Below are 12547 nucleotides of genomic sequence, written 5' to 3'. Positions count from 1 at the left end.
TGCTTTACTGCCCCGGGGGTTCATGGGCTTCGGGGGGGTCACCGCGCTCGGGAGTCGCGCCCCCGACGGGAGACCCCCGTCGCACCCGGCAGACCCGTCCGAGCGATCCGAGGAACCATGCCAGCCCTGCACCCCCTGCTGTCCGCCTTCGCGCCGATCTGGGCACTCACCGGCGTCGGCTACGTGGTCGGCCGTACCGGGCTGCTCGGGCCGCAGGCGGAGACGGTGCTCAACCGGTTCGTCTTCCACGTGGCGATGCCGGCCGCGCTGTTCCTGATGATCTCCCGCACCCCGCTGGACCGTTTCGCCAACGCCTCGATGCTCGCCTTCACGGCCGGAACCGTGGTCGCGATCGGCCTCGGGCTGCTCGCCGGGCGGCTGCTGTTCCACCGCAAGCCCGGCGAACTGGCCGTCGGCGCGATGGCCTCCGGCTACGTCAACTCGGCCAACCTCGGCATCCCGGTGACCATGCAGGTCCTCGGCGACGCCTCCTTCGTCGCGCCCGTCGTGCTGTTCCAGATCCTGGTGGTCACCCCCGCCGTCCTGGCCGTCCTGGACGGCGGCGCGGCCGGCCGGCGGGCCCTGCTCACCCTGCCCGTCCGCAACCCGATCCTGCTGGCCACCGCACTGGGCGCGCTCGCCTCGGCGACCGGCGCACACCTGCCCGCCGAGCTGAATCGTTCCTGCGAACTGCTCGGCGGCGCGGGCGTTCCGACCGCCCTGGTCACCCTCGGCATCTCGCTGCACAACCGCCCGCCGGTCGACAGCCGTCCACGCCGCACCGAGGTCGGGCTGACCGTCGTGCTCAAGACCCTGGTCCAGCCGCTGGTCGCCCTCACCGTGGCCGGCCCGCTGCTCCACCTGCCCGCCCACCAACTCCTCACCGTGGTGCTGTTCTCCGCGCTGCCCACCGCGCAGAACGTGTACACCTACGCGCGCGAGTACCGGCAGGGCACGGCCCTCGCCCGGGACGCGGTGCTCTGGTCGACGCTGCTGTCGATGGCGACCCTGTCGGTGATCAGCTGGACCCTCGGTCCCGCGTAGCCGCGGCCGTTCACCTCTCCCGGGCGGCCGCCACCACCTCGGCCATGGCCGTCAGGAAGCGCCGGGCCGTGTCCAACTCCCTTGGCCCGAACTGCCGCATCGCCGCGAGCAGATCGCCGATCAGCCCGCCGAAGAAGCTCTCCCCGAGCTCCATCGCCCGGTCCTCCACCAGCAGCCGCACCCGGCGCCGGTCCTGCGGGTCGCGCTCGCGCCGGATCAGCCCGAGCCGCTCCAAGCGGTCCACCAGCCCGGTGGTGCCCGCCGAGTTCAGACCCAGCGCCTCGCCGAGTCGGCCCGGGGTGACCACCTCCCCGGCCCTGGCCGCATCCAGCAGATGGATCAGCGCCCGCAGATCGGTCGGGTGCAGACCGTTGCGGGACGCGAACTCGGCGCCGAACAGATCGAGTTCGACGGTCAGACCGCGCAGCAGATGGACCAGCCGCATCGGCTCGGCAACCTCGGACACCGTGTCGTCCTTCCTCGGGTAGGCATGTGCCACTATTCTCTCGTTCAGCGAGATACTTGCTCGGCGTGACACTTGTTGGGCGAGTGGTCCAGCCACTCGGCCGTCATCACACCACACCAGCGGAGGCCCAGATGTCCGCCCGCACCGCCCCCTCCCTCACTCCCTTCCTCGCCGCCTACGACGCCCTGCTCGCCCGCTGGCCCGTCCCGGTCGAGGCGCTCACCGTCCGCACCGCCCAGGGCACCACCCGGATCAACGCCTGCGGACCCGCCGACGGCCGCCCGCTCGTCCTGCTCCACGGCGGCGGCGCCACCTCCACCATGTGGTTCGCCAACGCCGGCGCCTTGGCCCGGGCCGGACACCGCGTCCTCGCCGTCGACCTCATCGGCGACCCCGGCCGCAGCGTCCACGACGGCGCCGCCCTCGACGGCGTCCCCGGGCTGCTCGGCTGGATGAACGCCGTCCTCGACGAACTCGGCGCCCCCCAGGCCGACTTCTGCGGCCACTCCTACGGCGGCTGGATCGCCCTGGAGTACGCCCTGCACGCCCCCGCCCGGGTCGGCCGGCTCGCCCTGCTCGATCCCAGCCTGTGCCTCACGGGCTACCGCCCCGGCTACCTGCTGCGCGCCCTCCCCCTGTTCCTCCCAGGCCGCACTCCGGCCCGTGCCCACTCCTACCTCGACTGGGAGACCGGCGGCACCCCCGCCCTCGACCCCGCCTGGCGCGAGCTGTACGCCCTCGGCTACGCCGACTTCCCCGCCTCCCGCGTCGTCACCGGCCCCCGCCCCTCGGCCGAACGCCTCCGCACCCTCACCGCCCCCGTCCTCGCCCTCCTCGCCGCCCACAGCCGCGCCCACGACCCCCACCACGCCGCCCGGACCGCTCGGACCCTCCCCCGCGCGGAAGTCGCCGTCCTCCCCGACAGCTCCCACCACAACCTCCCCATGGCCGCCGCCCGGACCCTCAACCCCCTCCTCACCACCTTCCTCTGCCCCACCCATCACCCCTGACCACCGACAGAGCACATGCCACCCTCCTGGCCCCGGGTCCGGGGCCCCCTCGGCCTCCCCACCGACACCGCCCCGCCACAGGCTGGCCTCCGCCCACTGCCTCCACGACAATGACCTTCGTCGGCAGAGCGAGCGGGGGCACCATGGGCGATCGGCGCGACGGGCAGCGCTACTTCAAGGCGCCGATCCGGTTCCGGCGGACGGGCCGGAGGACCTTGGTCCTCTTCCCGACCACTCTGGCCTGTGCCCTCGCCTTCGTCCTCACCGCGGCGGCCAAGGGCCCGAATCCCGCGGTGACCGCCCTCTTCGCGGCCTGTGTGATCGTCGCCTACGTCATCGCCGCCTCCTTCGTGGGCCCCTTCTGCGGCAGTACCACCGTGCACACCGCGGGCCTCACCACCCGGACCCTGCTGCGGACACGGGTGGTCACCTGGCCGCAGGTGCGGTCGTTCGGGTTCTCACCGGAGGTCAACCGCGGCATCGATCACTGCCTCCTCGAGGTACGCCTGCACAAGGGGCGGGCGGTCGTCCTGCCGGGCCTGGTCGCCTCGAGCGCCGACGACCCGGAACTCAGGTCGCGCCTCTCGGCGTTGCGGGCCGCGTGGGCCGCGGCCCAGCCCGGTGCCACGACCGAGTGATCCGGAGGACGTCACGGGGAGGCCATCCCCTCCCCGTGCGACGCGGTTCCTCCCACCCGCGTCGAGAGCGTGCCGCGCTTCCCCTGCAACGGGCTCGGGAAGGTCCACAAGAACGTCCTCCGGGCCTGGCTCACCGGCGCCCGGCCGCTGCCCGACATCGATGACGACGAGCCGACCGCGCCGCCCGGCGACCGGCCAGGCGGCGCCTGACCGAACCGGGCCCGGAGGCCGTCGCCTGATGCGGCACCGACTAGGACAGCAACTGCGCGGGAACGTCGGTGGCCCGGGTGAACACCGAGAGCGGGAGCTGGGTGTCGCAGTACTTGTTGCCGGTGGAGACCACGCCGATCACCACGCCGCCGACGACCAGCGGCCCGCCCGAGTCCCCCTTGCATACGCTGTCGGTCGTACCGGCCCGCGGCAGACCGCAGACCTTGAGCAGCGGCGAGTCGCCGGGCGAGGTGTACGGGTCGCAGGAGGCCGGCGGGGCCAGCGTCAGCTGCGCCTGCTTGAGGTGCGTGCCGGGCCCGTCCGAGCCGGTGCGCCCGAAGCCCAGCAGCGTGGCCGTGCGGCCGTACCGGTACAGCGCCGCGTCCCCCTCCCGGGCCACCCGGGCCGGCGTCTGCGGCAGCGGACGGTCCAGGGTGAGGACGGCGGAGTCGTGGTCCAGGGCGGCGGTGTAGCGCGGGTCGACCCGGTAGCCCTTCACCCGGCGGACCTGGCCGCCGGAGCCGGTCAGGTCGGTCCGCCCGGCGATCACCCGCAGTGAGCCCGGGTCCTGCGCCTCGGCGACGCAGTGGCCCGCGGTGAGCACCTTGGTCGGCGCGATCAGCGCGCCGGTGCACCACTGCTCGCCCGTGGCGGTCTCCAGGGCCACGACGAACGGGTGGGCCTTGGTCGTGGTGTCCGATCCGCCGTGGACGGCGGCGGCCGGGGTGGCCCCGGCGGCCAGCAGTCCGACCGCGGCCAGGAGGGTGGCGGTCAGGCGTCGGTTCGAGGTGCGCATGGCGGGGGTTCCTTCTGGGTCGGTGGTGCGTGACGGGACGTTCGATGCCGTGGCCGCGTTCGGCGGCGGGCGGACGGCGTCGGTCACCCGCCCCTCGGGCTCGGTGCCGATCGCCGCCGGACCACAGACTGTCCCGGGATCCGTCCCGCCCGCCAGCCGCGCCCGGCGGTTCGGGACGTTGGAACGGTGACACCCACTGTGACCTGCGTATTCGTCCTTTCCTGGAACGCCGTGGCGGGACGCGGGAGGCCCTGGAACAGGCGGCGTGGGAGCGGCGGCATGCGGGTGACGGTATGGGAGCGGCGGCATGCGGGCGAGGCGAGGCGGGTGACGGCGAGGCGGGCCGGGCGTGGATGCGGCTGACATGCGGTCATTCCGGTGGCGGAGCGCGGTCGGCCCCGGCTTGCGCGCAGGAGCCGCCTCCGGGCGATCAGCGCAGGACGGCGAGTTCGGCGACCACGGCGCGGTGGTCGCTGCGCGGCAGGGCGTGCTCGGAGACGTCGACGGCGGTCAGCGCGGGCCCGTGCAGGACGTGGTCGATCTGGATCACGGCCGGGACGCGGTAGTCCGGGTGGTCCTGGGGCCAGGTCGGGAAGAGGCCCGCGCCGAGCTCCTCGTGGGTGTCGGTGAGGCCGGTGCCGATCAGGTCGCGCATCGGCCTGTGGTCGAGGGTGGCGTTGAAGTCGCCCAGCAGGACCGCGTTGTGGGTGCGCCCCGGTGCGGCGGCCCGCAGGTCGTGCAGTCCCTCGGCCCAGCGGCGGGCGTCGCCGAGCGGATAGTAGGTGTGCACGGCGACCAGCTGCACCGGGCGGCCGCCGACGTCGACGGTCAGGTTGGTGGTCGGCCAGGCCGGGTCGGCGCCCGAGTCGACGGGCAGCCTCGTGTAGAGCGCGGTGTCGGTGCCGGCCGGGCGCTCGCGGTGCGGCAGCAGGGCGCGGATGCCGGCCGCGTCCAGCGCGTCGGCGGCGGAGTCGCTCTGCTCCTCGACCGCGAGCACGTCGATCCGCTGCTCGCGCACCAGGTCGACCAGGGACTTCGGGGAGACCTGCCCCATGAAGTTGTTGCTGGTCGCCACCCGCAGCCGGGGCGCGTCGGCGGGCGCGTCGGCCCCGTCCGGGACGAGCCGGGGTACCAGCCACCACAGCTGCAGGGCCACCAGCGCGGCCGCGGCCCCGGCCAGCCACCGTCCGCGCAGCACCGTCACCACCGCCAGCAGCAGCACGCTGAGCAGCGCCGCGTACGGCAGCCCGGCCATCGGCAGGGCCCACACCGTGCCGTCGTCCCACCCGCACAGCCGCGCCACCGCGAGCACGGCCGGGCCCAGCAGCAGCACCCCGCACCCGATCAGCGCGGCGCGACGCCAACGGCCTCTGCCGGCGGGCGACGCGCTCTTCGACCTACCGTCCGTCACGGTGCTCCTTCCAGGGGCGGCGGCCGACAGCCGTGATCACCGGCCGCCGTCGTGAAGGACGGACGCGCGCGCCCGGGGCCCGGTTCCGCGCCGCGATGACGGTGGAGCCCTCGTGGCCGAGGACGCGGACCTCGCGGAACACCCGGCGGCCCGCCCCACATCCTGACCGGCCCCCGCTCACCCGCCCGGCGCCGTGCGCGAACGCCGCTGCCCGGCCCGCTCGTACGGAGCGGGCCGGGCAGCGGCGGACAGGGAGGGTGCGGCCGGTCAGCCGTCCGTCTCGTCGTAGCGGCCGTGGCCGAGGCGGCGCAGGTCGAAGGACCAGATGCCGCGGCCGAAGGTGGCGGCGTAGAGCTTGCCGTCAGGGCCGGTCTTCAACTGCTGCACCGCGGTGGTGGGCAGGTTGCGGCCGAGGACCCGCCAGTCGGTGGTGCCCGGTGCGCGGTAGAAGGCGGCGAGGTCGCCGCCGAGGACGAGGCCGCCGTTGGGCAGGATCCTGACCGAGGTGGCGGGGACGTCGGGCAGGTTGGCCGAGACGTCGGTCCAGTTGGCGCCGCCGTCACGGGTCTCGAAGAGGTGGCCGACACCGGCGCCGGGGCCCTCGGTCCAGGTGCGGGAGAAGCCGTTGAAGGCGACGAAGACGTGCTGGGCGTCGTTCTCGTCCACCGCGAAGGAGGAGATGTAGCGGTTGGGCAGGGTGCCGTCGACCGGCAGGGCGAGCTGGTGCCAGCCGGTGCCGTCGGTCTTGCCCACCGCGATGCCGCGGCTGAAGCCGACGTTGTTGCACGGGCCGCACCAGCCCGCGTACACCGTCCCGTTCACGGTCGCCACGGCGGTGGCGACGTGGCCGGCGCCCAGGTCGTAGGCGCTGGTCCACTCGCTGCCGCTGCGGATCGCGTAGCCCTTGTGCTGCACCCAGACGTGCCGGCCGCCGGCGATCCAGGTGTCGATGTCCTTCGGGTCGGCGGTGATCGGCGCGATGAAGCGGGCGGTGCCGGCGTCCTTGTCCGGCGGGGCGACCTCGTACGAGGTGGCCTTGGCCGGGTCGGTCTTCCAACTGCCGTTGTTGACGGCGCAGTTCTGGGTGACCCAGATGTCGAGGTAGACGTACTCCTCGGCGATGTTGCAGCCGTTGTTCGGGTCGACGATGGTGTCGGCGCCGTCGCCGCCGAAGTTGGAGCCCATCACCTTGTCGTGGGCGCGCAGGATCGACTCGCCGTTGTCCTGCATGCCGCCGCTGACGATCACGCCCCGCCCGGAGCGGTCCGCCGGGTCCTTGCCGACGCCGACCGAGTAGTACTGCAGGGTGTCCATGGTGCCGTCGGCCAGGGACTTCCAGTCCGTGGCGTGGCCGGAGGCGTCCGCCGCGCCGTTGACCGGGCGGCTGTAGATGCCACCGTCGTTGCCGACGTACACACTGGACTTGCCCTTGTTGGCGCCGAAGGCGACGGCGTGCTGGTCGGAGTGGGTGGTCTGCGGGCAGTCACCGCTCTGCTTGGCCGGGTCGATGCTCCAGCACGGGAAGCCGAAGTTCCAGTACGGGCCCGGGACGGTCCAGGTGGAGCCGCCGTTCTTCGTCTCCAGGACCTCCTCCAGGCCCGCGTAGACGTGGTCCGGGTCGGCCGGGTCGACCTGCAGGGACTGGTTGTACCAGGCCTGGATGCCGGGCTGGTAGCCCTCGTCCTGCAGCGCCGAGCCGGAGTTCCTGAGCTTCTCCTTGTCCGCGATCTGGGTCCACGGCCCGAAGGGGGAGCCGGACTTGGAGACGTAGATGCCCTTGAGGCCGGTGTCGGGGTCGGTCGCCGCGACCTCGGGCGACTGGTCGATGGCGTAGTAGCGGGAGCCGTCCGCCGAGGCGGCGAAGGTCACGTTGCCGACGTTCGCGGCGTCGGTCGGAAGGTCGCCGAGCGAGCCGACGCGCTGCCAGCTTCCGTCCGCGGCCTTGCCGTAGAAGCCGTTGTAGGTGTCGCCGCCGCGCCAGCCGACCGCCAGGACGACCTTGCCAGGGTCCCTGGGGTCGATCGCGATGTCGTTGGCGATGTTCTTGTACGGCGCGGCCGGGTCGCCGGCCTTCGAACCGCCGGGCAGGTACTCGGGGTTGGGGGCGAACTCCAGCACCCACGGGCCCGAGAGGTCCGTCGTGGAGTGGCTCCACACGCCCCGGCTGGTGGCCGCCCACACCTTGCCGCCGCCGAAGCGCAGCGCGTGGATGACGGTGGACTCCAGCTCGGCGCCGCCGACCCGCATGCCGGGCTGGAACTCGCCGCGCTTCGGGTCCGCGAGCACGTACACGCCGGTGCCGACGTACGAGGTCGCGCCGGTGTTGGACTCACCGGTGGCGTACCAGAGCCGGCCGCCGCCGTCCAGGTTCAGGGTGCCCGTCGAGAGGGACGGGAGCTTGTCCGAGATGGACTGCCACTGGCCGCCGCCGGTGCGGGAGCGGAACACGCCGCCGTTGGCGCCGCCCGCGTACACGTAGCCGTCGGCGTCGGCCGCGATCCCGGTGATCCGGCCGGTCACGTACCCGGATCCGCCACTGGAGTTGGAGTTGACGTCCCGGTAGCGCGGGTCGTCGGAGTCGTACGGCTTGTCGGTGACGTGGTCCCAGTTGCCGCCGGTGTGCGGCATCGACTGCAGCTGCGCCCAGGCCGCGCCGTAGGCGCCCGGCGCGACCACGCCGGGGGCGGTGCGGGCCTCGGTGTACTGCGCGGTGCCCTCGGCGGAGTTCTCCGCCTCGTCGCCCCCGTCCTCCCCGGGGGCCTCGGCCTTGGCGCTGAACGACGGGCCGGAGGCAGCCGCCTGGCCCCGGACCTTCTTCGCGTGCTTCTGCCCGATCTCGGCCTGGTGCTGGGCCTGGTGCGGACGCGGCCCGGGCTCGACGGCGGGCGCGGCGAGGGCCTGGGTGCTGGTCAGCCCGAGCACGGTCAGGGTGACGGCGGGCAGCAGCAGCCGTCGGTGTTGCCTCTTGGGCACGATGGTGGGTCCTCCCCGTACGGCGCCGGCGGCGCGGTCGCGCGTTCCGGCGGAAACAGAGCGAAGCCTTGCGGGTCTGCCGTCGCTGAGGAAGGTCGGCGACATAACGAGTTATTAAAAGCATTACTGTTGAAGGCTTGTTGCATTCACCGTATGACAGGGCGCCGACCGGGAACTGCTTCTCCGTCACCCCCGCCGGGGCGTTGCCCGCATCCGGAGGTCGTCCGGTCCGAAGGACGCTCCCAGGACGGGGCGGAGCTTCCCCTGGCCGGGCAGGTGTTCCAGGCTCCAGCGGGCGGTGATCGTGGCGAGGGCGACGGTGGCCTCGGGACCGACGTCTGAACCGAGGGCCCGCCGGCCTGCCCGGGGCCTCACACCGGCACGTTGTCCGGAACTCGAAGACTTGGGAGAGTTGGGCCATGCCCAAGAAACGCCAACGTCCCGAGACCATGGCCGAGATCACGGCCGCGCTGCCGCCGGTCGAGTACTGGTACGGCGAAGGCATTCCGTCCCCGGCCGGCCGTACGGAGTTCACCGACGACGACGGCCGGCTGTGGCGCAAGGTCCGCGGTCCGCTCCACCGCAACCTCGCCAGGCGTCTGGCGACCCAGGCGGACGTGCTGATCGTGGGAGAGGGCGCCGGCGGACACTTCCGCCACGTGCCGGCGGCCGACCGGCTCGCGGCCTGGCACGAGATCAAGGACCGGCTGCACGCGGACGAGGCACCGAGCTACCACCCCTACGAGTTCGCCTCCGCGGACGGCCTCCTGACCCTCCTCTACATCGAGGAGAGCTGCTGAGGCCTCCGGCGGGCGGGAGGGGGTTGGAGCCGGTGCCGGTGCCGGATCGGGTTCGGTTCCCGACCCGGCACCGGCTCCGGCGGCAGCGGCTCCGGCTCCGGCTCCGGCTCCGGTCGCGGCCGCGACCGCGGCCGCGGCCGTCGCCCCGGTGCTACCGCTCGGTCAGCGCCCGTGCCCGGACGGCGCGGCGCAGCGTGTCCAGCTGGTCCACCAGTCCGCGCCGGGTCGCCGCGGTGAGGTCCGGGTCGGCCAGGCAGGCCTCGGCCGCCCGCACCGTCTGCTCGGTGGCGGCGAAGGCCGGGAAGCCCGCCGTGGTGAGCACCCGGGCCAGCGCGGGGCCGCGGCGGCCGGCGGCCGGCCCCAGCTCCTTGAAGTAGCGCGCGGTCAGCTCCTCCAGCAGGTCGGCCTGCTCGGGCTGCCACAGCCCCCGGGCGGTGGCGATGGCCAGGTAGTTGGAGAGCTCGCCGTGGAACAGCGCCTGCCAGGCGGCCTCCTTGGCCGCGGGGTCGGGCAGTGCGGCACGGCAGCGGGCGGCGCCCTCCTGGCTGGTGCTGCTGGGGTCGGCGGCGAGTTCGGCGGCGATCTCCGGCTCACCCACCGCACCGAGCACGCACAGCCGCAGCAGCAGCTGCCAGCGCAGGTCCGGGTCGAGCACCGGCCCGCCGGGTACCGTGCCGGCCGCCAGCCAGTCGCGCAGCTCGGCGGCCTGTGACTCGCCGTCGGCGGTGGCGATCACGCCGCGCACGGTCACCAGGCGCAGATCGGTGCGGCCCGGCTCGCCCTCGGTGCGTCGCAGCAGGGTGCGGCAGACCTGGGCCAGTCCGGCCAGGGCCTGCGGGCGCCCGGACGGCGGCAGCGCGCAGTCCACCACGAAGTCGCGGGCGAAGGAGAGCACCGCGTCCACCAGGTGCACCGAGGTCTCGCCGGGCAGGTGGTCGGCGACCAGCCGCAGGTACTCGCCGGGCGCCAGCTCCCCGTCGCGCACCTGGTCCCGGGCGGCGCTCCAGAGCACCGCCCGGGCCAGCTCCTCGGGCACGGCGCCGAGCGAGGAGCGCACGGCCTGCCAGGAGCCGGGGTCGAGGCGGATCTTGGCGAAGGTGAGGTCGGTGTCGTTGAGCAGGGTCAGCTCGGCACCGGCCGGCGGCGTGACGGTGGCACCGGCCGCCAGGTCGACCGACACGCGGTCGGCCTGCTCCAGGGCTCCCTCGGCGGTGCGCCGGTAGTGGGCCACGGTCAGCTGGTGCGGGCGCAGCGTGCCGTCGGCCGAGGTCTGCTCGATCCGGCCGTCGGTCAGCCGCAGGGTGTCCACACCGGTGGTGCGCAGCCAGCGGTCGGCCCAGCCGTGGACGTCGCGGCCGCTCGTCGCCGCCAGGGCCCGGAGCAGGTCGTCGAGGGTGGCGTTGCCGAAGGCGTGCTCGTCGAAGTAGTCGTTGACTCCGGCCAGGAAGGCCTCCTCGCCGAGCCAGGCGACCAGTTGGCGCAGTGCGGCGGCGCCCTTGGCGTAGGAGATGCCGTCGAAGTTCTGCAGCGCCTGGGCGGTGTCGTCCACCGTGCCGGGTGCCACCGGGTGGGTGGAGGGGCGCTGGTCGGCGTCGTAGCCCCAGGTCTTGCGGTTGGCGGCGAAGCCGGTCCAGGCGCTGGTGAAGCGGGTGGAGGAGGCGGTGACGCTGTAGGCCATGTACTCGGCGAAGGACTCGTTCAGCCACAGGTCGTCCCACCACTTCATGGTGACCAGGTCGCCGAACCACATGTGCGCCATCTCGTGGATGACCACCATGGCGCGCTCCTCGCGCTTGGTGTCGGGCACGGCGGACCGGAAGACGAACTCGTCGCGCAGGGTGACGCAGCCCGGGTTCTCCATCGCGCCGGCGTTGAACTCCGGTACGAAACACTGGTCGTAGCTGTCGAAGGGGTACCGGTGCCGGAAGACCCGGTGGTAGTGGTCGAAGCCCTGTCGGGTGATCTCCAGCAGCTCGTCGACGTCGGCGTCCAGGTGGGCGGCGAGCGAGCGGCGGCAGTGCAGGCCGAGCGGGATCCCGTCGTGCTCGGCGCGCACCGAGTGCAGCGGGCCGGCCACCACGGAGACCAGGTAGCTGCTGATCGCCGGGGTGGGCGCGAACTCCCAGCGGCCGGGCGAGACCTGGCGGCCCAGGCTGTTGCCGACCACGGTCCACTGCTGCGGCGCGGTGACGGACACCGTGTACCGCGCCTTGAGGTCGGGCTGGTCGAAGGACGCGAACACCCGCGGGCCGTCGTCGAGGAAGGACTGGGTGTAGACGTAGTCCTCGCCGTCGGCGGGGTCGGTGAAGCGGTGCATGCCCTCGCCGGTGTGCGAGTAGACCATGTCGGCCTCGACGGTGAGCTCGTTGTCGGCCGCCAGGTCGGTCAGCGGGAAGCGCCCGGCCCGCAGGGCGGCGACGTCCAGTTCGCGGCCGTTCAGCGCCACCCGGTGCAGGGTGGCCGGCTTGACGTCCAGGAACGTCCCGGCGCCCGGGGTGGCGCAGCCGAAGCGGATCACCGTGGTGGAGCCGAACAGCTCCCGTCCGCGGGTCAGGTCGAGGTCGACGTGGACGGTGTGGACGTCGAGCAGCCGGTGGCGCTCGACGGCCTCGGCGCGAGTGAGTACTGAGGTATCGGACACAGGGGCCATGCTGCTCCATCCAAGGGGCGAACGGTACGGGCTTTTCGGCTCCGGGCTTCGTGACGTCCCGCCACGGCGCCGCGCGAACACCGTTCGGCGGATCGCGGTGACGACTGCCACTTTGCCGGAGGCCGTGTGAAAGAACGAGGAGGTGGTACCCGTGAACGCGGTATCGGCATGGGTATCCCCTCCGGGGTCACGGTCGGCCGATGGGTCGTCGTCCGGGAGCGCCGTCTCTGAGCACTCCCGAATGGCACGACCGTGCACTTCACCTCCGAGCAGCGCCCCGACGACGGCGTCCTCGAACGCGAATTCACCCTCGCCTCACCCTCGGCGAGATCCCCGGCACCCTGTGGACGCCTCCTGGGCCCACCTCCGCACCGGCCCCGCTGCGCGGCGCAGGGCTACCCGGCGGCCTCCCTCGACGCTGTCCGGGAAGGGCCGTCGGCAGCCGTCGAAGAGACCCCACCGGCTTCGCCGGGCTGCCGCCCCGTCGTCGCCACCCGCAGCGCCGGGAACGCACTAGTCTCCTTGTCCGGACGCGCCGTTGTCAGTCCG

The 12547-nt window shown here is 73.4% G+C and carries 10 protein-coding genes; 5 read left to right on the top strand and 5 right to left on the bottom strand.

Features of this window, described 5'->3' with window-relative positions; genetic code table 11:
• Nucleotides 1-117: 117 nt before the first annotated feature.
• Nucleotides 118-1044, top strand: a complete 927-nt coding sequence (locus ACZ5OX_RS13025; protein ID WP_449787565.1) for an AEC family transporter — start codon at nt 118-120, stop codon at nt 1042-1044.
• A gap of 10 nt (nt 1045-1054) precedes the next feature.
• Here ACZ5OX_RS13025 and ACZ5OX_RS13020 read toward each other — a convergent pair whose 3' ends face one another.
• A complete protein-coding gene (locus ACZ5OX_RS13020; RefSeq protein ID WP_465630136.1) occupies nt 1055-1489 on the bottom strand; it encodes a MarR family winged helix-turn-helix transcriptional regulator in 435 nt (144 codons plus the stop codon).
• 152 nt (nt 1490-1641) lie between these two features.
• Here ACZ5OX_RS13020 and ACZ5OX_RS13015 point away from each other — a divergent pair, with 152 nt between their 5' ends.
• The 3 genes from ACZ5OX_RS13015 to ACZ5OX_RS13005 all read left to right on the top strand — a co-directional run bounded on the left by ACZ5OX_RS13015 (nt 1642) and on the right by ACZ5OX_RS13005 (nt 3368).
• A complete protein-coding gene (locus ACZ5OX_RS13015) occupies nt 1642-2520 on the top strand; it encodes an alpha/beta fold hydrolase (RefSeq protein ID WP_465629959.1) in 879 nt (292 codons plus the stop codon).
• Nucleotides 2521-2663: 143 nt separating this feature from the next.
• Entirely contained in the window at nt 2664-3158 is a 495-nt protein-coding gene (locus ACZ5OX_RS13010) for a PH domain-containing protein (RefSeq protein ID WP_465629958.1), read from the top strand.
• A 69-nt stretch (nt 3159-3227) separates the two neighbouring features.
• Nucleotides 3228-3368 (top strand): hypothetical protein, encoded by a 141-nt coding sequence (locus tag ACZ5OX_RS13005; protein WP_465629957.1) that lies wholly within the window; start codon nt 3228-3230, stop codon nt 3366-3368.
• Between the two features lie 40 nt (nt 3369-3408).
• Here ACZ5OX_RS13005 and ACZ5OX_RS13000 read toward each other — a convergent pair whose 3' ends face one another.
• From ACZ5OX_RS13000 to ACZ5OX_RS12990, 3 genes are all read right to left on the bottom strand, one after another.
• A complete protein-coding gene (locus ACZ5OX_RS13000; RefSeq protein ID WP_392876383.1) occupies nt 3409-4164 on the bottom strand; it encodes a S1 family peptidase in 756 nt (251 codons plus the stop codon).
• A 430-nt stretch (nt 4165-4594) separates the two neighbouring features.
• Nucleotides 4595-5575 carry an endonuclease/exonuclease/phosphatase family protein gene (locus tag ACZ5OX_RS12995; protein WP_465629956.1) on the bottom strand — a complete coding sequence of 327 codons (981 nt, stop codon included), beginning with the start codon at nt 5573-5575 and terminating at the stop codon, nt 4595-4597.
• Between the two features lie 267 nt (nt 5576-5842).
• Entirely contained in the window at nt 5843-8548 is a 2706-nt protein-coding gene (locus ACZ5OX_RS12990; protein WP_465629955.1) for a glycosyl hydrolase, read from the bottom strand.
• 419 nt (nt 8549-8967) lie between these two features.
• Here ACZ5OX_RS12990 and ACZ5OX_RS12985 point away from each other — a divergent pair, with 419 nt between their 5' ends.
• Entirely contained in the window at nt 8968-9348 is a 381-nt protein-coding gene (locus ACZ5OX_RS12985; RefSeq protein WP_465629954.1) for a hypothetical protein, read from the top strand.
• Between the two features lie 151 nt (nt 9349-9499).
• On the opposite strand, the gene pepN is transcribed toward ACZ5OX_RS12985, so the two are convergent.
• Entirely contained in the window at nt 9500-11989 is a 2490-nt protein-coding gene (gene pepN, locus ACZ5OX_RS12980) for an aminopeptidase N (RefSeq protein ID WP_465629953.1), read from the bottom strand.
• Between the last annotated feature and the right edge of the window lie 558 nt (nt 11990-12547).

The sequence above is a fragment of the Kitasatospora sp. NPDC032121 genome (assembly GCF_055580145.1).
This window is presented reverse-complemented; position numbering and strand designations above follow the sequence as displayed.